Origin of the sequence: Oerskovia turbata (assembly GCF_000718325.1) — a bacterium.
GTDB lineage: Bacteria > Actinomycetota > Actinomycetes > Actinomycetales > Cellulomonadaceae > Oerskovia > Oerskovia turbata.
The window spans coordinates 70,637-90,055 of record NZ_JOFV01000004.1; the positions used below are offsets into that span (position 1 = coordinate 70,637).

Here is a 19,419-nt window from a genome sequence, read left to right on the forward strand (position 1 = left end):
GGTCGACGTCAGAGGCCGAGCGGCGGCCTGTCGTGGGCTCATGGCTTGTTCTCCCCTCGCGGGCGGTGGCGTAGGTGGTCAGGCGTGGGACGCAGCCTCTCGGCGGCGCGCAGTCGGACAGAGGCTGAGCGCGGGTTGCGCTCGAGCTCCTCCGCAGGGGCCTCCTCGGCACCACGGACGAGCAGCTTGAGGTAGGGCTTGTGGGTCTCGGGCTCGACGGGCAGCCCGGCAGGCGCGCTCGACGTCGCACCGCGAGCGAGCTCCCGCTTGACGATGCGGTCCTCGAGCGACTGGTAGGACTCGACCACGATCCGGCCACCGACGGCGAGCACGTCGACGGCCGCCGGGACCGCACGCTCCAGCACCTCGAGCTCGCCGTTGACCTCGATCCGCAGCGCCTGGAAGGTGCGCTTGGCGGGGTTTCCCCCGGTCTTGCGGGTGGCGGCGGGGATGTTGGCGCGCACGAGGTCGACGAGCGCGGCGCTGCGCGTCCACGGCTCGACCTCACGGCGCCGGACGACGGCCCGCGCGATGCGCTGGGCGAACCGCTCCTCCCCGTACTCCCGCAGGATCCTCGTCAGGTCGCGCTCGTCGTAGGTGTTGAGGACGTCCGCCGCGGTCAGGCCCGACGTCGTGTCCATGCGCATGTCGAGCGGCGCGTCCTGGGCGTAGGAGAACCCGCGATCCGTCTCGTCGATCTGCAGCGACGAGACGCCGAGGTCCATCAGGACGCCCTGGACGGCGGTCAGGCCCAGGTGCGCGACGACCTCCCCGATCTCGTCGTACACGGCGTGCACGGCCTGGAAGCGGTCCCCGAACCGGGCGAGCCGCTCGGAGGCGAGCGCGATCGCCTGCGGGTCGCGGTCGATCCCCACCACGCGCGCGGTGGGGACCTGCTCGAGCACCGCCTCGGTGTGCCCGCCCATCCCGAGGGTGCAGTCGACGAGCACGGAGCCCGGCTCGGCGAGGGCAGGGGCGAGGAGGTCCACGCACCGCTGCAGGAGGACCGGGACGTGCCGGTCCTCCGCTCCTGATCCTGACGTGCTGCGAGGTGTGGTCATGACGCCTCCTTCCTGGTGAGTCCTCGTCGGGTCGATGAGGGGTCGAGCATGTGGTGCGGTGCCTGTCTGTCCGTCTGTCGTGCGGTGCTGCCGGCAGAGCGCCGTCCTGCTGCGTCGCGGCCCCGCCCGATCAGGTCTCCCTCCGCGTCCGTTCTGGCGCCGGGGAAGTGCGCCAGACCGGGCGGGAGGAGGCCTCATCGTGCGGAGCCTCTTCACCTGCTGCCCGTACCGCTCGTGCCGCTCGTGCTCGGTCTCTCGTGCCGGGCGGACCCGGGGACCGTGCGATCAGAAGCGCAACGCTGGAAGCACCTCCTCGGCCGTCGCCGCGTACTCGGCCTCCTGGTCGGCCAGGTACGCCTCCCAGGCCCCGGCGTCCCAGATCTCGACGCGGGTGCCGGCGCCGATCACGGCGACGTCGCGATCGAGCCCTGCGTACGTCCGCAGCGCGGCAGGGATCGAGATCCTGCCCTGCTTGTCCGGGATCTCGTCGCTGGCACCCGAGAGGAAGACGCGAAGGTAGTCCCTCGCCTGCTTGCTGGTGACGGGGGCCTGACGGATCTGGTCGTACATCCGGCGGAACTCGTCCATCGGCAGGAGGAACAGGCAGCGTTCCTGCCCCCTGGTCATGACCAGCCCGGACGCGAGCTGGCCACGGAACTTCGCAGGCAGGATGAGCCGCCCCTTGTCGTCGAGGCGGGGCGTGTAGGTCCCGAGGAGCAGGCTCGGAGAACCGCCGAACGACTCGTTCACCAGACTCCACCTCCCCTCCCGCTCCCTCGTCCTCCACAGTACTCCACAAGCCTCCACCCAGCCCGGGATATGGCGACCATTTCACCCCTCTTCGCAGAATCTCCGCAGGTCAGAGCACGTGGACCGGCGTGGGGCGCGATGCGCGCCCGGTCGCGGAGCAGCGGGCGCTTCGCGCAGTACGTCCGGCTCGCGCACCCGTCGCACCCCCACGCCGGGGGTTCCGGGATCCGGACGTGGAGGGAAGTGGGGAGAATGGTCAACTAGGCTCGACCTTCCAGACGCCGGCGTGACCAACGGAGGTTCTCGTGCTCACCGACTACTCCACCGCGCCGCGGCGCGACGGGATCGATCCACTCGGGGAGCTCGTCGAGGCCACGGGGCGGATCCGGACCCGGATCGAGTCGGTGATCTCCGGGCGACCCGAGCTCGTCCACCTCACCGTGGCCGTCCTCCTGGCCGAGGGTCACCTTCTCCTCGAGGACGTGCCCGGCGTCGGCAAGACGACCCTGGCCAAGGCCCTCGCCAGGACCATCGACTGCCAGGTCGGGCGCATCCAGTTCACCCCGGACCTCCTCCCGAGCGATCTCACCGGCGTCAACATCTTCCGCACGGAGACCCACGACTTCGAGTTCCGCCGCGGCCCGGTGTTCTCCAACATCGTCATCGGTGACGAGATCAACCGGGCGTCGCCCAAGACCCAGTCCGCCCTGCTCGAGTGCATGGAGGAGGGGCAGACGACCGTGGACGGCACCACCCACCGCCTCCCTCGCCCGTTCCTCGTCGTCGCCACGCAGAACCCGGTCGAGATGGAGGGCACGTACCCTCTTCCCGAGGCACAGCGCGACCGCTTCATGGCACGGCTCACGGTCGGCTACCCGGACGTCGACGCCGAGCTCGAGATGCTCGACCGTCAGGAGTCGGACACGCCCCTCCGGCACGTCGAGCCGGTGGTCGACGGCGCGACGATCCTGCGCTTCGCCCAGGTCGCACGGTCGATCTACGCCTCGCTCGCCGTCAAGCGCTACGTGCTGGACCTGGTGACCCAGACCAGGGAGCACTCGGGCCTCAAGCTCGGCGCGTCGCCACGCACCTCGCTCCAGCTGCTGCGCGCCGCGAAGTCGGTCGCAGCGATGGCGGGGCGCGACCACGTCCTGCCCGACGACGTCCAGCTGCTGGCACAGCCCGTGCTCGCGCACCGCCTGATCCTGTCGACCGAGTCCCGGCTCGCGGGACGCACGACCGAGCAGGTCGTCCGGGGGATCGTCGAGACGACACCGATCCCTGCCCACGCGGCGACGGAACGTCGCTGACGTGTCCGGCTCGCGTCGCAGGCTGCCGCGCGGAGTGAGCGTCGCGCAGGTCCGTCCCACCGCCCGAGGGTCCGCCGTCCTCGTGGCGGGCCTCGTGCTGGTCGGCACGGGTACGGCGCTCGGCCTGACCGACGTCGTCGGGCTCGGAGCATCGGGGCTGCTCGTGGTCGCCGCGGCATGGGGCTGGATGATCGTGCGCCGGATCGATCGCGGCCGTGGCGCGCTGCGCGTCTCGCGGCGGATCGAGCCGGACCCTGCGGTCCGCGGCAACCAGGTCACGACCCGGCTCCTCGTCACCCCCGTCTCGCCGAACGCGACCGCGCTCGGGCGGCTCGCCCGGCTGCGCATCAGCGAACAGGCTGCTGCCGAGCTCTGCGAGCACGACGCCCTGCGCGCACAGGTCGTCTCGCACCCCGACCGGATCGCCGTCCGCTACAGGCTCCGTCCCGAGCACCGGGGCCGCTGGCCGCTCGGCCCCGTGCTCACCAGCAGGGTGGACGTCTTCGGACTCGTCCGTGCGCGCCAGCCCCTCGGGGAGGCGAGCAACGTCTCGGTCCGCCCTCGCACGACCGAGCTGGCGGTACGGGGATCGCGAGCCTTCGGCGACCTCGCCCGGTCCCGGAACGGCGCACGGACCTCGTCGAGCGACGACAGCGTCCTGCGCGAGTACGTCGCGGGCGACGACCCGCGCCGCGTCCACTGGGCCACGGCAGCCCGGCGCGGACAGCTCATGGTGCGTACCGACGAGAACGCGGGCATGGCGTCGGTCACCGTGCTCCTCGACCGCGGCATCCTCCCGCCGCCGGGCACGGACCGCTCCTCGACGGCAGCCAGGGACGGCGAGTGGGCGGTCGAGGCGGCGGCGTCCGTCGCCGTCACCCTCCTGGGGGCCGGGCATCCGGTCCGCCTCGTCGCGTCCTCCGCAGCCCCGGCCCTCGACGCCTACCCCTACTCCACCGGACGCACGAGCGACGGTGCTGCCCAGATCCTCGACGACACGATCGACCTCGGTGGCCACACGAACCCCCGCGACGCCGAGCGTGCTCTCGCCGCGACCGCCGACGCCCTGCGCGCCTCCCGTCGCCCCGGCGAGCTCACGGTCGCCGTCCTGGGTCCCCTCGGGGCGGTGTCCGGACCGTCCGTCGCGCCGCTGGCAGGCGACGGCAACCACTGGGCGTTCGTCGTCGCGCCGGACGGGGACAGCCTGGGCGGCGCGGTCACGGAGACGCTGTCCATGCTGCGGGCCATCGGCTGGCTCGCGGTCGCCGTCGACCCGCGGGAGCACACCGTCAGCGCAGCATGGAACCGACTCCTGGAGGAGCACCGGTGAGCGCCACACCCACCCGAGCGCCTCGAGGGGTCTCCCACGAGGTCGTCCTGAGGATCGTCGCCACCTCTGTGCTGGTCGCCGTCGCGACGCTCGCCTCGTTCCGCGCGTTGACCGTGCTCATCGGACCAGGGCAGTGGACTCTCACGGGCACGCTGTTCGTGCTCGTGCTCGCTCTCGTGACCGGGGGCACACGCCTCCTGCTGGAACGCGGTCACGACGTGGGACCCGGACGCCACGACGTCGGGTTCCGCGGCGTCGTCCCCACCCTCGTGGGACTCGTCGTCGGAGCCTGGGGGCTCCTGGCCGTGTTCGGCGGACCCACCTCGCGCGGCATCGACCTGGCGATCAGCGGCGCGAGCATCGACCGCCTGCTCGCACGCCTCGGCGCAGGACAACGCCTGATCGCCGAGGAGGTCGCCCCGATCGACCCCTCGTTCCCGCTCGCCCTGATCGCGGTGGCCGGGACGATCCTGGTCCTCCTCGCCACCGACCTGGTCGTGGCAGGACTCCGGTTCCCGGCGGCGGCCGCGCTGCCGCTCCTGGCGCTGTGGATCCCTCCGCTCGTCATCGAGGGCTCGATCCCGCCCCCGGTGTTCGTCGTGACGGTCGTCGCCCTGCTCCTGCTGGTCGCGGTCGACAACCCGCACCGCGTGGTCCGTCGTCGAGGCGCCACGCCCGCTCCCGTCGGGCCCGCCGCGCGGTCCCTGCGCGCGGGCGGACTCCTGGGTGCCACCGCTGCGATCGCCGTGCTGGCACTCGTCGCAGGCACCGCGGCCGGTGCGATCCCCCAGATCCTCAGCTCGCCGTGGTCGTCCTTCTTCACCAGCGCCGGTCCGACCGTGCGCCTGGCGAGCGACCTCGACATGGAGGAGAACCTCGGCGCGCGCTCCGAGGAGGTCGCGCTGACGTACGAGTTCCCGCAGGAGATCGACCAGGGGGGCACGAGCACGGGCATCGGTCCCCTGCGCATGTTCACGCTCACCGGCTTCGACGGGAAGAGCTGGCGACGTGGCGACTCGCGCCAGGGCCCTCCGGTCGACGCCGGACAGGTCCTGTGGCCCGACGCCTCCGGGGCCGGGTCCGCCGGGCCGAGAACCGTCGCCGTCACGCTCAGGACCCTGCGCGACGAGAGGCTGGTCCTTCCGACCGAGCCCCGGTCCGTCGACGTCGACGGCGAGTGGTTCTACGACGACTCGCGTGACGAGGTGACGGGGACCTCCGCCACGACCCCAGGGATGACCTACTCGTTCGAGGTCTTCGCGCGCGACCTGACCGCCGATGCCCTGCGGGCGACCGCCGGCGACGACATCGACGACCCGAACGTGCTCGAGGTGCCCGAGAGCGCGCACCGGGACGACGTCCGCGCCCTCGCCGAGGAGATCGTGGCGGGCACGACGTCCCGCTACGACGCCGCGGTCGCCCTGCAGTCCTACTTCCGCGACGGGAGCAACTTCACCTACTCCACAGAGGTACCCGAGGGCTCGACCGACGACACGGTCTGGAACTTCCTCCAGGACCGGGAGGGGTACTGCGTCCAGTTCGCCACGTCCATGACGATGATGGCGCGCGCCGTCGGGATCCCGGCCCGCCTGGCCGTGGGCTTCCTGCCCGGCGAGCGGGCGAGCGACAACGTGTTCCAGGTGACCGGCAAGGACTCGCACGCGTGGCCCGAGCTCTACTTCCCGGGTCAGGGGTGGGTCAGGTTCGAGCCGACACCAGCAGTGCAGGCCGGGCCGGTGCCCGCGTGGGCAGACCCGTTGCTCGGGCCCTCGAGCGACGACTCGACGGCAGTTCCGGGCGACACGGCGACGAACCAGGTCGGGCCGAACGCGACCACCGGGCCCGCCCAGTCCACGGCCCCGGCTCCGGGGTCGGGCTCCGGCTCGCTCGGCGACGCCGCGTCCTCAGGCCGCGGCTGGGGCATGGGCCTGATCGCGCTCGTGGTCGTCCTCGTCCTGTCGGCGCTGGGATGGCTCATGGCGCGCCGCCGCGGCGGGCCTTCTGCGGAGCCCGATGTCGAGTCGACCTGGACCGACCTCGTCCGGCAGCTCGGCGAGATGGGCATCACCTGGCACGACTCCGTGACGCTCCGCCGGGTTCCGGCCGTCGTGGGGGCTCGCGTCGCGGAGAGGACCGGCCGACACCTACCGGACGCGACGACCGACGCCCTCGTCGCCTTGGCCACCGAGGTGGAGCTGGAACGCTACGCGCGCACCTGGACTCCTCCGCAGCCCGGCGACCTCGCCGCACTGCGGGACATCGTGGTCGCGGGGGTCCGGGACGAGCTCAACGACCGCCCTGCTCACGTCGACGGTCCCAACGCTCTTCCAGTCGGGTGAGGAAGCCCTGACGGGGCGCCCCACTCTTCCCGCTCTTCGCGGAGGCCTTCGGCGGCGTGACCTTGCCGTGCTCGTCCACGACCCCGACCGGTCCGGTCGTCGACCTGCGCGGTGCGGAGAAGGCGAACGCGACTCCTGCGAACATCACCACGAACCCGACCACGCCCAGCACAGGCGAGGCGGACGCCGCTCCGAAGACCAGGAGCAGCAGTCCCCCGACCACGCCGATGCCTGCTGCGACGTAGCGCAGGCCCGACTTGCGGGGGCTCGACTGAAGCGTCGTCGCCAACCGCGGATCATCCGAGGTCAGCGCTCTTTCCATCTGTTCCAGTACGCGCTGCTCGTACTCTGACAGAGGCATGGGCACCCCCGGTTCTCAGCGGTTGATATGTGTCTCCCTCAGGATAGTTCGACATCTGCCCGCGTGGTAGTCGAGCGCCGACGGGTGGACGCCGGCCCGATCGAATTCACCCCAAAACGGTCGCGGATCCGATCGAGGGCCCTCTCTGCCTCACGTCGAGCACCGGACTCCTCCTGGACCGATTCCTCGAGGGTCGGCTGCTCGACGGAGGCCCCCCGACGCTCCAGGTTCTCCGCGCGCACCCCCACGAGACGGACGGGCAGGCCTCGTCGGTCGACCCCGCGGGAGAGCTCGAGCGCCACCGCGTGGATCTCCTGAGCGACATCGGTGGGCGAAGAGAGCGTCCGCGAACGCGTCAGGGTCCGGAAGTCCGACGTCCTGACCTTGACCGAGACGGTTCGTGCCACGAACCCCTGGCTGCGCAGACGCGTGGCGCACCGGTCCGCGAGCCCCAGCAGAGCCGATCCGATGATCGCGAAGTCGTAGAGGTCCTGCGCGAAGGTCGTCTCGGCGCCGATGCTCTGCTCGGTGCGACCCGGTTCGACGGGCCGGGGGTCCCGACCCCAGGCGAGGTCGTGCAGGTGCGCACCGGCCGCCTTGCCGACCGCAGCCTGCAGCGTCGCGACGTCCGTGTCCGCAAGCTCCGCGACGGTCGTGATCCCCCACCCGGCGAGGGTCTTCTCCGTCCGCTCCCCGACTCCCCACAGGGCACCGGCGGGCAACGTGCGCAGGAACGGCACGGTCGAGGCGGCCGGGACCAGGAGGACGCCGTCCGGCTTGGCGTGCGTCGACGCGAGCTTGGCCACGAACTTGGTCGATGCGATCCCCACCGAGCAGGTGATGCCGACCTCTTCCCGGACCCGCGCTCGCAGGTCCCGGGCGATGAGCGTGGGCGCTCCGAGCCGGCGCCGGGCACCGCTCACGTCCAGGAACGCCTCGTCGATGCTGATCTGCTCGACCAGCGCCGTGATCTCGCGGACGATCTCCATGACCGCCCGCGAGGCGTCCTGGTAGGCACGGTGGTCGGGTGGCACGACGACGGCCTGGGGGCACAGCCTGCGGGCGAGCGCCATGGGCATGGCCGAGTGCACGCCGAACGAGCGGGCCTCGTACGTCGCGGCGAGGACGACGCTGCGCTCGGCTCCGCCGACGATGACGGGACGCCCCACGAGCTCCGGTCTCCGCGTCAGCTCGACCGAGGCGAAGAACGCATCCATGTCCACGTGCATGATCGAGCAGCCCGACTCGTCGTGCCCCCAGTCGCGGCGGGCGAGAACGGCCCGCGGGCCCCGGCTCACCGCGCACCCCACCAGGAGCTCATGAGGCCGCGACCCGCAGCGAGGGGTGGCGCACGAAACCGACCCCGGGGTCGATCAGCATGGCGACCTCGTCGCGGAAGTCCTCGGCACAGGCCATGATCTCGTCGGCCTGCCGCGCCTCGACCGCGTCGAAGCGCCCGGCGTCGACGGCCGCCCGGATCCGCGCACCGCCGGCGAAGTAGACCGACCAGGCGGACAGCCCCGGCTCGACGAGCGCGAGCATGTCCCAGACGGACCGGGCGCGCGATCGCGGGGACGGCCTGCCTCGGAGAGCGACGACGGCGGCCGCGGAACGCAGCGCGCCCAGGTGCGAGTGCACGAACCGTTCGGCCGGGTCGGCGGTGAGCCCGGCGGCGACGAGCTCGGCGTCGGCACGGGCCAGGAGACGCACGACCTCGGGGGCCACGAACCCCGCCCCAGGGAGCGCACTGTGCTGCGTGGTCATCGGAACACCTCCATGCCAACTATCGAACACCTGTTCGATCCTGTCAATCCCGAGGGCGATCGCCCGCGCCGTCACGGACGGCACGGCACGACCCCTCGGTCACGGACCACCTACGGTTGACCCCATGGGCCGCAAGACCACCGGGCGCTCGTCCCGCCGTTCCTCAGCATCCACCTCACCACCCACAGAGTCCGTCCCGCCGTCACGGCGCGGCCGAGCGGGTGCCCGGCCCCCCGGGACGACCCGCGACCTGCCCACCGAGGAGGTACGCACCTCGACCGGCACCGCCCGGCTGGTGCCGGACCCCGACGGCAGCACGGGCGTCACCCTCCTCGTCAACGGGGTGCCGAGCTCGCACCTGGACCTCGCCGACCCGGGACTGCTCACGTTCGAGTACATGCAGCAGATGGCCGCGGTCGTGGCCGCGCTGCCCTCCGGGCCGCTGCGGGTCGTGCACCTGGGCGCCGCCGGGTGCGCGTTCGCCCGGTACGTCGAGCACGAGCGCCCCGACTCCCGGCAGGTCGCGGTCGACCTCGACGCCGACCTCGTCGCGCGCGTGCGCGAGTGGTTCGCCCTCCCGCGCGCGCCGCGCCTGCGGCTGCGGGCGGGCGACGCTCGCGCGGAGCTCGCGACCCTGCCCGATGCGAGCGCCGACGTCGTCGTGCGCGACGTCTTCGCGGGCGACACCACCCCGGAGCACGTCACGACGGTCGGCTTCGTGCACGAGGTCCTGCGCGTGCTGCGCCCCGGTGGCGTCTACCTCGCGAACTGCGCCGACCGCCCACCGCTCGCGCTCGTGCGGGCCGAGGTAGCGACGGCGGTCTCGGCCCTCGTCGCGAACGGCGCCACCGACCGGGGCGTCTGGGACGACGTGGGGCTGATCGCCGAGCCAGGACAGCTCAAGGGACGCCGCTACGGGAACCTGGTCCTGGTCGCGGTCCGCCCGTCGAGCACGGTCTCGACCGGCCCGTCCGACGACCCGGCACCGACCGGGCTCGACCTGCGCGACGCGGCGCTCGCACGCGCGCTGAGGAGCCTGCCGGTCCCGGCCACGCTGCTCACGGGCGAGGAGGTACGCCGGTTCGCCGGCGCCGCGGCGCCGCTCGAGGACCCTCCGGCGCCCGTCCCGCCGGCCGGTCCCGTCCCGTCCGCGCCGCCCGACGACGCCACGCGCCCGGGTGCGCCGGCGACGCAGGGGCGCGACGCCGTCGGGCAGGGGAAGGGCTGACGCAGCACGGAGGCCGCACCCCGTGCCGGGGTGCGGCCTCCGTCACCGACCCGCGAGAGTCGGCACACGATCAGGGAGATCAGAGCGGGCGGACGTTCTCCGCCTGCGGGCCCTTGGGACCCTGGGTGATCTCGAACTCGACCCGCTGAGCCTCTTCGAGCGACCGGTAGCCCTGGGCCTCGATCGCGGAGTAGTGGACGAAGACGTCGGCGCCGCCGCCGTCCTGGGCGATGAACCCGTAGCCCTTCTCAGCGTTGAACCACTTCACAGAACCCTGCGCCATGCTGTTCCTCGTACCTTCTGTCCATGCGGGGACATCCGCGAACGGACCCTTCGCCCGTTCATCGAGCCGCAGCCACGCGGACCCGCGACGCGCTCCGCGAGGTCCGGTCGTGGCGACCGCCGGTTGGACTGGCACGACCTCGGCGGACCGGGATCCTGCTGCGCCGATACCGGTTCACGCGAAGGCATGTCTCGAGCACGTCACTGCAACGAGACTTAGTTTTGCACGGTGAAGGTGAAGTTCGCCACGTCAGGCGCCGAGGAAATACCGTGATTCGTCCGCACAACCTCCGCAGAACCTCCGCGAGCGGTCGTCACTCCCCCGTCTGCTGGGCAAGGAAGCGTTCGAACTCGGCCCCGAGCTCGTCAGCAGTCGGAATGGGCGCCGACTCCGCGAGCAGGCTCGTGCGACCCACCGAGCGGGCGAACGCGTCGTACTGCTCCTCGAGCGCACGCACGACCGCAGCGACCTCCTCCGACTCCGCCATCTGACGCTCGACCTCGGCCACGGCCTCCTGGGCCCCCGCCGCGAGCGCCGCGACCCGCAGGTCCAGCCCCGTCGAACGCTGGACGTTCTCGAGCGCCACCACGGCGGCGGGCGGGAACGGGGACTGTGCCAGGTAGTGCGGCACGTGCACCGTGAAGCCCATCGCGTCGTACCCCGACTCCCCCAGGCGCAGCTCGAGCAACGACGCCAGCGAGCCCGGGACCTTGACCGTGCCGAACCACGACGTGTGGTCCTCGATCAGCGCGCGCCGTGTCGCGTGCGCCGTCACCGACAGCGGGCGCGTGTGCGGGATGCCCATGGGGATGCCGTGGAAGCCCACGACGAGGGACACGTCGAAACGGCTCACGAGCTCGCGCAGCGCGGCGATCACCCGCTCCCACTGCAGGTCCGGCTCCATGCCGTGCAGGAGCAGGAAGCCCGTGCCCTCGGCGTCGCGCACGTGGTCGATCGCGAGGAACGGCTCGTCGTACGACGCCCACCGGTCCGCGTCGAACACCATCGTCACACGCTTCGAGCGGTAGTCCAGGAGCTGGTCCACGTCGAACGTGACCAGCCGCGTGACCTCGAACTCCTCGAGCAGGTGCTCGACCGCGAGCTCGCCCGCCGTCCCCGCGTCCACGAACCCGCGCACCGAGTGCAGCATGACCGGGCCCGTCGCACGGACGGCAGCCTCTCCCTGCGTCCCCGTCGCCGCCGGCAGGACGCGCGCCACAGCGGCCTCGTCCACCTCGTAGATCTCTCGTGGGTCCAGCACCAGATGCTCCTCCGTCGTCGTCCTCGTCCGCCCAGGTCGGCGGCCGGGCGGTGCCGGCACGGTTCTCGGGCGGTTCGATCACGACAACACCGAGGAGCGCCCGATGCTTCCCGCCCGGAGGGCGGGCCGGGTCGTCCCCGCCCGACGAGCGCGCAGGGCCGGGCCGCGCGCGCAGTCCCGGCCACGCTCACGGGCCGGGCCGCGGCGGGCCCGCAGGCCCGCGGGTGTCTCAGCGGGCGGGCAGCCTGACGACCGTGACGAAGAAGTCGTCGATCTGACGCACCACGTCGATGAACCGGTCGAAGTCGACCGGCTTGGTCACGTAGGCGTTCGCGTGCAGCGAGTACGACCGCACGACGTCCTCCTCGGCCTCCGAGGTCGTCAGCACGACCACGGGGATCTGGCGCAGCGCCGGGTCGGACTTGAGCTCGCCCAGCACCTCCCGACCGTCCATGCGGGGCAGGTTCAGGTCGAGCAGGATCAGGTCGGGCGTCGGGGCGTCGGCGTACTCGCCCTCCTTGCGCAGGAAGGCCATCGCGCTGACGCCGTCGCTGACCACCGAGAGGCGGTTGGTGACCTTGTGGTCCTCGAAGGCCTCACGCGTCATGAGCACGTCACCGGGGTCGTCCTCGACCAGCAGGACGTCGATCACCTTGTGCCCGTTGCTCATCTCGTCCACCACGCCGTTCCTCGTCGTCGGGCCCCGGTCCTCCGGAGCCACGCCGCGAGCCTAGTCGACGTGGACAGGCCGGGCGCGGCTGCGCGCGCCGTGAGAGCCGATCAAGGCTCCGGGACACCCGGACGTCGGCCCGGGTGGTTCCCGGTGCGCAGCGCCGCGAGAGCCGGCGCGCCTCACCGGGCCGACGGCGTCGGCGCGCTCCCGACCGGGTCGTACTGGTGCGCGATCGTGAACCGTACGGTCGTACCGCCACCGGCGGTCGGTTCGATCCAGATCCTGCCCCCGTGGTACTCGACGATCCGCTTGCACAGCGCGAGCCCGATCCCGGTCCCCTCGTAGACGTCCTTGGGGTGCAACCGCTGGAAGATCACGAAGACCCGCTCCGCGTACTGGGCGTCGATCCCGATCCCGTTGTCGGAGACGGCGAACTCCCAGCCGCCGTCGAGCGAGCGGACCCCGACGTGCACCACGGGCGGGCGGTCAGGGTCCCGGAACTTGACGGCGTTCCCGACGAGGTTGACGAAGAGCTGCTCGAGCAGCCCCCTCTCCCCGCGCACCGTGGGCAGGGGGTCGTGCGTCACGGTCGTGCCCGTCGTCGAGATCTTCTCCTCGAGGTCGCTGAGCGCCACCCCGAAGGCCTTCTCGAGGTCCACCGGCCCCCTCTCGTTGCCGGTACGCCCCACGCGCGAGAATCCCAGCAGGTCCTGGATGAGGCGCTGCATCCGCTTCGCGCCGTCCACGGCGAAATCGATGTACTGGTCGGCACGGTCGTCGAGCTGTCCGCCGTAGCGCTTCTGCAAGAGCTGGGTGAACGACGCGACCTTCCGCAGCGGCTCCTGCAGGTCGTGGGACGCCACGTAGGCGAACTGCTCCAGGTCCCGGTTCGAGCGTGCGAGCTCCTGCGCCTGCGCCGCGAGGAGCTCGTGCGAGTGCTCGACCTCCTCGTGCGACGTCCGGATCTCCGCGACCTGGCTCACGAGCTCTCGGCGCATGTGCTCGACGTCGACCGCGAGCGCCCCGATCTCCCCCGGGGCGCTGACCGCGACCGGCTGGCGGAGGTTCCCGTCGCTGACGACCCGCACCTGGTGGGCGAGCGTGGTCACCGGATCCGTGATCCAGCGCTTGAGCACGTTCCAGAGGAAGCCGCCGACGAGGACTGCCGCGACCACGAGGACGACGACCGAGCCGAACAGCACCTGTGTCCACAGCTCGAGCGAGCGGACCTTCTCCGCCCGGACGTCACGGAGCACGGCGATGTACTCGCCCGTCGCCGTCCGGGCCTCGGCGAAGAGCCGGGCACCCTCGAGCCGGTCGTCCGTCGTCACGGCGTCCGGGCCGCCCTGCCGTACCTTCTCGACCGCGGGCTGCGCATAGAGGACCGACCACGCGTGGACGGCGCGCGTCGCGTCGTCGAGCGCCGTGGCGACCGGTGACGACGTGGTGATGAGCTCGGCGGTGGCGTCGTCGTGGATCGCGCTGCCCTGTTCGTTCGCGAACGACCGGTCGAACGCCTCGAGGTTCAGGGGGCTCCCGGTGGCCAGGTAGCCGCGCACCGACGACTCGGCGTCGACCAGGGTCACGTACGCGCTGTCGGCCTGCGTGACGGCCGTGAAGTAGGGGTTGGTGACCTCGTCCTGGTAGCGCACCACGTTGACGAGAGCGACCACGGAGACGCAGACCACCACGAGGAGGATCGTGGCGGCGAGGACCAGCAGGCCGCCGAGCCGTCGCCGCAGCGACGGTCCGGGCGGTGGTGCGTCAGGAGCCTCGGGAGCCTCGACGTCCTGCGGCTCGTCGTCCTGACCGGAGGGCGGCGCACCGTCCGGGGACGGCCCCGTCACTGCGACCACCCGTCCGAGTCGGCGAGCGTCGCGGTCCGTTCTCCCCGGGTGTCCTGGTCCGGGCCGCCCCACCCGATCACGAGCACCGCGGCGTCGTCCGCGAGGGGGCCGCCGTGCAGGGTGCGCACGCGACGGAAGAGCCTCTCGACGAGTCCCTCCCCACCGTGGGCCAGCTCGGTGTCGACTGCCGCGACCAGCCCCTGGACGCCGAGGCGTTCGCGCCGGCCGGGCGTCCCGCCGAGGGGCGGCGCGTCGGTCGGGGGGGTCTCGGCGAGCGTCGCCTCGATCAGCCCGTCGGTGTAGAGCATGAGCGCCCAAGGCGGGTCGAGCGGCACGCGCTCGGGCCGCCAGCCGCCCGTGACCGGGATGCCCAGCGCCCGACCACGTGAGGTCGTCGGGAGCTCGGTGCACGAGCCCCTCAGGAGCAGCGGGGGCATGTGGCCCGCGAGGTAGAGATCGACGTTCGCCCGGTCCGGGGCGATGACGACCTGGCAGAGGGTCACGAAGACCTCGGGCCGGGCACGCTCGGGGACCAGGACCCGTTCGACGAGGGGCAGGATCTCGGCCGGCTCGACGTCCGACAGGACGAGGGTGCGCCACGCGGTGCGCAGGGTCGCGCCGAGCGCCGCCTCGTCCGGGCCGTGCCCGGCCACGTCGCCGATCAGGCACAGGACGCTGCCGTCGGGTCGCTCGACGGCGTCGTAGAAGTCCCCGCCCAGCAGACCGTTGCCGCCGGGGATGTAGCCCACCATCACGGCGATCGTCTCGTCCGTCACGAGCGGCTTGGGCAGCAGTGCGTGCTCGAGCCGGGCGGTCTCGGCCGCGCGCACCTCGCTGCGGTACAGGGCGCGCTGCTGCTCCTTGGAGCGGCGACGCTGCACGGAGTAGCGGACCGAGCGTCCCAGGAGGTCTCCGTCGACCTCGCCCTTGACGAGGTAGTCGTCGGCGCCCGCGGCCACCGCCTGGACCCCGAGGTCGATGCCGGTGTGCCCGGTGAGCACGACCAGCGCGGGCGGGTCCTGCCGGGACTGGAGTCTCTCGACCGCGCTCAGTCCCACGGCGTCCGGGAGGCCGAGGTCGAGCAGCACGCAGTGCACGTCGTGCAGCCGCAGCATCTCGAGGGCGACGTCGAGGCTCCTCGCCCGGTGCAGCTCGACCTTGACCCGTGCGTCGTCGAGGAGCTCCTCCACGAGGACCGCGTCTCCGTCGTCGTCCTCGACCAGCAGGACGCGCAGGAGGTCCTCCGGGGACAGGACGCCGGGAGTCTCGTTCTCCGGGCGGGGCGACGAGGGCGACAAGGGCTCAGTCACCACGACGCGCGCCTCCGGTCAGTCGCCATGGTTCCCGATCGTAGAGGAAGAGGGCGTCTCGTGCTGGGGGACCTGGCCCGCACAGGGCGGTCCCCGCACCGCCCGCAGCGCGCGTCCACGCCCGCGGCAGGTGGCGCCCGGCATGTGCAGGATCGGCAATAATGGACGGCTGCGTCGCGGGGTGCGCGAGCGGACCGCGAGGGACCAGACGACAGGACGGAACAGCGTGCGCGAGACGAGCGACCGGACGAGCGGGACGTCGACCACGGGCGAGAAGGTCCGGCCGGGGGACGTCCCGACGTCGAACCGCCAGCACGAGATCGGCGTCGAGCAGGAGGTCGTCGACACGCTCTACGCGCGTCTCGACGAGCTGCGGGCCTCGACCCGGTCGCGACTCGCGGGGGTGCGCCGGTCCGGCCCCTCCGGGTCTCCCCAGAACCGCAGCGAGCGCGACGCCTTCGCGACCCTCTACGAGGACCGGCTGGCCCAGCTCGAGGCGGTCGAGGACCGGCTCGCGTTCGGCCGCCTCGACCTGGAGGACGGCGCGACCCGCTACGTCGGGCGCATCGGGCTGTCGGACGAGGAGCACACGTCGATCCTCACCGACTGGCGTGCTCCGGCGGCGCAGTCGTTCTACCGCGCGACCGCGGCGCACCCGGACGGGGTGCGGCGCCGCCGTCACCTGGTGACCCAGGGTCGTTCGGTCACGGGTGTCGAGGACGAGGTCCTCGACCTCACCTCGGGGGCCGTCGCCGAGTCGTCGCTGTCGGGCGAAGGGGCCCTGCTCGCGGCGATGGCGGCAGGCCGCACGAGCCGCATGGGCGACATCGTCGCGACGATCCAGGCCGAGCAGGACGCGATCATCCGCTCCGAGCTCACCGGGGCGCTCGTGGTGCAGGGCGGGCCGGGCACGGGCAAGACCGCCGTCGCGCTGCACCGTGCCGCCTACCTGCTGTACGCGCACCGGCGCCTGCTCGAGCGTTCGGGCGTGCTGCTCGTCGGTCCGAGCCTGTCCTTCCTGCACTACATCGACCAGGTCCTGCCCTCGCTCGGGGAGACGGGCGTCGTGAGCACGACGGTCGCCGAGCTGCTGCCCGGCCTCGTCGCGGACGGCGAGGAGGCGCCCGAGGTGGCGCGCATCAAGGGTCGCTCGTCCTGGACCCGGACCGTCCAGCGGGCGGTGCGTGCGCGCCAGCGGGTGCCTGCCGAGGACCAGCACCTGCGCATCGACGGGCACGACCTCGTGATCCGGCGCTCGGACGTGCGCGAGGCGATCGCCAAGGCCCACCGCACGCACAAGCCGCACAACCTCGCCCGGGTCCCCTTCGTCCGGGAGATGCTGGGCCGCCTCGCCGACCAGTACGTGGCGCAGCTCGGCGGCCCGGTCGCCCCCGAGGAGCGGGCAGAGGTGATCGACGACCTGCGGCACCAGCGCGAGATCCGGATCGCGCTCAACCTCGCGTGGATGCCGCTGACTCCCGAGAGGCTGATCGAGGACCTGTTCGTCAAGCCGCACCGGCTCGCGGAGGCCGCCCCCGACATGTCGAGCGCGGACCGTGCCGCGCTCGTGCGCCCCAAGGGCTCGCCGTGGACCCCTGCGGACGTCCCGCTACTGGACGAGGCCGCCGAGCTCCTGGGCGAGGACGACCAGGCCGCGCGCGCCCAGGCCAAGGCCGAGGCCGCGGAACGGGCGGCCAGCCTGGACTACGCGCGTCAGGTCCTCGAGTCGTCCGGTGCCGGCGGCGGGATCGTGGGCGCCGAGGTCCTCGCCGACCGGTTCGCCGGTGGCGGTTCTCGCCTGACGACGGCCGAGCGTGCCGCGCAGGACCGCACGTGGACCTACGCGCACGTCGTGGTCGACGAGGCCCAGGAGCTGTCCGCGATGGCGTGGCGGGCCCTGGTCCGCCGCTGCCCGACGCGGTCCATGACGATCGTCGGCGACGTCGCCCAGACGTCGTCGCTCGCGGGGGCGCGCTCGTGGTCGAGCATGCTCGACCCGTTGCTGCGCAGCTCGTGGCGTCTGGCGACGCTCACGGTCAACTACCGCACGCCCACGCAGATCGCGGACACCGCGCAGCGGTTCGCCGCAGCCCACCGCCTCCCGACGTCGTCGCTCACCTCGGCGCGCGACGTGCCGGGAGCGCTCGTCCTGGCCCCGGTCCCGGACGGCGAGGACCTGCTGGCCGAGGTGACGGTCCGGGTCCGGTCGGCCCTCGCGGAGTTCGTCGGGCCCGACGGCGCGGGCAGGGTCGCGGTCGTCGCACCGGCCGAGCGCGTGGCCGGCGTGCGCGAGCACCTGACCCGTGCGCACGCCGTCGACCCGCTCCTGACCGGCCCCGGGGCCCAGGTCGAGGGTGCCCTGGGCGCGGCGCTCACGGTCCTGAGCCCGACCCAGGCCAAGGGGCTCGAGTTCGACGCGGTCGTCCTCCTGGAGCCGGCCGACGTCCTCGCGGCGACCTCCGGGGCGTCCGAGCTCTACGTCGCGATGACCCGCCCGACGCAGCGGCTCGTGGTCGTGCACTCCCGGCCCCTCCCCCGAGGTCTCGCCGACTGACCGGCGGGGATCACGTCGTCCGAGGGACAAGACTCGTTTGGCGCTTCCAGCAACTCGGCGCACCATAGACGGGTGCTACGTGCCCTCCTCCTTGAAAACCTGCACCCTCTCGCCACCTCGATCCTCGAGTCCGCCGGTATCGACGTGACCGTGCGCACCGGGGCCATGGACGAGTCCGAGCTGATCGACGCCCTCGAGGGTGTGCACCTCCTCGGGATCCGGTCCAAGACCAACGTCACCGCCCGCGTGATCGAGTCCGCCCCGGACCTGATCGCGATCGGTGCGTTCTGCATCGGGACCAACCAGATCGACCTCAAGGCGGCGGCCTCCCACGGCGTCGCGACCTTCAACGCACCGTTCTCCAACACGCGCTCGGTCGTCGAGATCGCGCTCGCCGAGATCATCGCGCTGACCCGACGCCTGACGGAGCGCGACCGTGCGCTGCACGACGGTGTCTGGGACAAGTCCGCCGAGGGCGCCCACGAGGTCCGCGGTCGCACGCTGGGCATCATCGGCTACGGCAACATCGGCACGCAGCTCTCGGTCGTCGCCGAGGCCCTGGGGATGTCGGTCGTCTTCTACGACACGGCCGAGAAGCTCGCCCTGGGCAACGCTCGCCGCATGGACAGCCTCGACGAGCTCCTCGAGACGGCCGACGTCGTCACGCTCCACGTCGACGGGCGCGGCGGCAACGCGGGCCTGTTCGGCGAGAAGCAGCTCTCGCGCATGCGCCAGGGCTCGATCCTGCTGAACCTCTCGCGCGGCTTCGTCGTGGACACGGTGGCCCTGCGCGAGGCGATCCTCTCCGGGCACCTGGCGGGGGCTGCCATCGACGTGTTCCCCGAGGAGCCCAAGAAGCGCGGCGACCACTTCGAGTCGGAGCTGCGTGGCCTGCCCAACGTCATCCTCACCCCGCACATCGGCGGCTCGACCGAGGAGGCGCAGGAGTCGATCGGCCAGTTCGTCGCCGGCAAGCTCCGCGACTACCTGGCGACCGGGTCGACGACCCTGAGCGTCAACATGCCGAACCTCGCGCTCGAGCAGAGCACCGGCGTGAGCCGGATCGCCCACCTGCACCGCAACACGCCGGGCGTGCTCGCGGCCGTCAACGCGGTCCTGGCCGAGCACGGGACCAACATCGAGGGCCAGATGCTCGCGACGCGCGGCGAGCTCGGCTACGTGGTGACCGACGTCGGTGCGGAGCTCCTGCCTGCTGCCGTCGCAGAGCTGCAGGCCATGGACGCGACGGTCAAGCTGCGCGTGCTGTCCTGATCTCGACCGCCTGAGCACGAGGAAGGGGACCGGCCCGTCGGGCTGGTCCCCTTCCTCGTGTCGTGCAGGTGCGGGG

16 protein-coding genes are annotated in these 19,419 nt (G+C 72.4%); 6 read left to right on the top strand and 10 right to left on the bottom strand.

Going from position 1 to position 19,419, the window contains the following annotated elements:
- Window positions 1–38: 38 nt before the first annotated feature.
- A complete protein-coding gene (rsmH, locus tag IE95_RS0104870) occupies window positions 39–1,061 on the bottom strand; it encodes a 16S rRNA (cytosine(1402)-N(4))-methyltransferase RsmH (protein ID WP_030150513.1) in 1,023 nt (340 codons plus the stop codon).
- Between the two features lie 285 nt (window positions 1,062–1,346).
- Window positions 1,347–1,781, bottom strand: a complete 435-nt coding sequence (mraZ, locus tag IE95_RS0104875; protein WP_206053299.1) for a division/cell wall cluster transcriptional repressor MraZ — start codon at window positions 1,779–1,781, stop codon at window positions 1,347–1,349.
- 335 nt (window positions 1,782–2,116) lie between these two features.
- On the opposite strand from mraZ, the gene IE95_RS0104880 reads away from it, so the two are divergent.
- The 3 genes from IE95_RS0104880 to IE95_RS0104890 are packed head-to-tail and all read left to right on the top strand — an operon-like array spanning window position 2,117 to window position 6,790.
- Window positions 2,117–3,121 carry an AAA family ATPase gene (locus tag IE95_RS0104880; protein ID WP_051702749.1) on the top strand — a complete coding sequence of 335 codons (1,005 nt, stop codon included), beginning with the start codon at window positions 2,117–2,119 and terminating at the stop codon, window positions 3,119–3,121.
- Window positions 3,122–3,155: 34 nt separating this feature from the next.
- Window positions 3,156–4,451, top strand: a complete 1,296-nt coding sequence (locus tag IE95_RS0104885; RefSeq protein WP_129429373.1) for a DUF58 domain-containing protein — start codon at window positions 3,156–3,158, stop codon at window positions 4,449–4,451.
- Complete coding sequence (locus IE95_RS0104890; RefSeq protein ID WP_030150517.1) at window positions 4,448–6,790, top strand: transglutaminase TgpA family protein; 2,343 nt, start codon at window positions 4,448–4,450, stop codon at window positions 6,788–6,790. The genes IE95_RS0104885 and IE95_RS0104890 overlap by 4 nt, the downstream gene beginning before the upstream one ends.
- Here IE95_RS0104890 and IE95_RS0104895 read toward each other — a convergent pair.
- From IE95_RS0104895 to IE95_RS0104905, 3 genes are read right to left on the bottom strand one after another with little or no spacing between them, the layout of a single operon-like run.
- A complete protein-coding gene (locus tag IE95_RS0104895; protein WP_030150518.1) occupies window positions 6,738–7,151 on the bottom strand; it encodes a DUF3040 domain-containing protein in 414 nt (137 codons plus the stop codon). The two genes, IE95_RS0104890 and IE95_RS0104895, sit on opposite strands and share 53 nt — an antisense overlap.
- A gap of 38 nt (window positions 7,152–7,189) precedes the next feature.
- Window positions 7,190–8,449 (bottom strand): DNA polymerase IV, encoded by a 1,260-nt coding sequence (gene dinB, locus IE95_RS0104900; RefSeq protein WP_036571134.1) that lies wholly within the window; start codon window positions 8,447–8,449, stop codon window positions 7,190–7,192.
- A gap of 19 nt (window positions 8,450–8,468) precedes the next feature.
- Window positions 8,469–8,915, bottom strand: a complete 447-nt coding sequence (locus IE95_RS0104905; RefSeq protein ID WP_030150520.1) for an SAV_6107 family HEPN domain-containing protein — start codon at window positions 8,913–8,915, stop codon at window positions 8,469–8,471.
- A gap of 124 nt (window positions 8,916–9,039) precedes the next feature.
- Between IE95_RS0104905 and IE95_RS0104910 the strand changes: the two genes are divergently transcribed.
- Window positions 9,040–10,143 (top strand): spermidine synthase, encoded by a 1,104-nt coding sequence (locus tag IE95_RS0104910; protein ID WP_084689835.1) that lies wholly within the window; start codon window positions 9,040–9,042, stop codon window positions 10,141–10,143.
- 79 nt (window positions 10,144–10,222) lie between these two features.
- Here IE95_RS0104910 and IE95_RS0104915 read toward each other — a convergent pair whose 3' ends face one another.
- The 5 genes from IE95_RS0104915 to IE95_RS0104935 all read right to left on the bottom strand — a co-directional run bounded on the left by IE95_RS0104915 (window position 10,223) and on the right by IE95_RS0104935 (window position 15,520).
- Entirely contained in the window at window positions 10,223–10,426 is a 204-nt protein-coding gene (locus tag IE95_RS0104915) for a cold-shock protein (protein WP_030150522.1), read from the bottom strand.
- Between the two features lie 313 nt (window positions 10,427–10,739).
- Complete coding sequence (locus IE95_RS0104920) at window positions 10,740–11,687, bottom strand: proteasome assembly chaperone family protein (RefSeq protein WP_030150523.1); 948 nt, start codon at window positions 11,685–11,687, stop codon at window positions 10,740–10,742.
- A 229-nt stretch (window positions 11,688–11,916) separates the two neighbouring features.
- Window positions 11,917–12,357, bottom strand: coding sequence for a response regulator (locus tag IE95_RS0104925; protein WP_030150524.1), 441 nt, complete (start codon window positions 12,355–12,357; stop codon window positions 11,917–11,919).
- 182 nt (window positions 12,358–12,539) lie between these two features.
- Window positions 12,540–14,216, bottom strand: a complete 1,677-nt coding sequence (locus IE95_RS0104930; RefSeq protein ID WP_240666229.1) for a sensor histidine kinase — start codon at window positions 14,214–14,216, stop codon at window positions 12,540–12,542.
- Window positions 14,204–15,520: a PP2C family protein-serine/threonine phosphatase gene (locus IE95_RS0104935; protein WP_338068412.1), complete on the bottom strand. Its 1,317-nt coding sequence runs from the start codon at window positions 15,518–15,520 to the stop codon at window positions 14,204–14,206. Before IE95_RS0104935 ends, IE95_RS0104930 begins: the two co-directional genes overlap by 13 nt.
- Before the next feature lie 316 nt (window positions 15,521–15,836).
- On the opposite strand from IE95_RS0104935, the gene IE95_RS0104940 reads away from it, so the two are divergent.
- Together IE95_RS0104940 and serA are read left to right on the top strand one after the other, a co-directional pair.
- The gene (locus IE95_RS0104940; protein ID WP_030150527.1) at window positions 15,837–18,071 is read left to right on the top strand and encodes a HelD family protein; all 2,235 of its coding nucleotides are present in this window, start codon (window positions 15,837–15,839) and stop codon (window positions 18,069–18,071) included.
- A gap of 72 nt (window positions 18,072–18,143) precedes the next feature.
- Complete coding sequence (gene serA / locus IE95_RS0104945) at window positions 18,144–19,343, top strand: phosphoglycerate dehydrogenase (RefSeq protein ID WP_030150528.1); 1,200 nt, start codon at window positions 18,144–18,146, stop codon at window positions 19,341–19,343.
- Window positions 19,344–19,419: the final 76 nt, after the last annotated feature.

Bases quoted from the DNA above. Each gene is read 5' to 3' on its own strand.
- rsmH (WP_030150513.1), bottom strand. From the start codon at position 1,061: ATGACCACACCTCGCAGCACGTCAGGATCAGGAGCGGAGGACCGGCAC.
- IE95_RS0104895 (WP_030150518.1), bottom strand. From the start codon at position 7,151: ATGCCTCTGTCAGAGTACGAGCAGCGCGTACTGGAACAGATGGAAAGA.
- IE95_RS0104905 (WP_030150520.1), bottom strand. From the start codon at position 8,915: ATGACCACGCAGCACAGTGCGCTCCCTGGGGCGGGGTTCGTGGCCCCC.
- IE95_RS0104910 (WP_084689835.1), top strand. From the start codon at position 9,040: ATGGGCCGCAAGACCACCGGGCGCTCGTCCCGCCGTTCCTCAGCATCC.
- IE95_RS0104915 (WP_030150522.1), bottom strand. From the start codon at position 10,426: ATGGCGCAGGGTTCTGTGAAGTGGTTCAACGCTGAGAAGGGCTACGGG.
- IE95_RS0104925 (WP_030150524.1), bottom strand. From the start codon at position 12,357: ATGAGCAACGGGCACAAGGTGATCGACGTCCTGCTGGTCGAGGACGAC.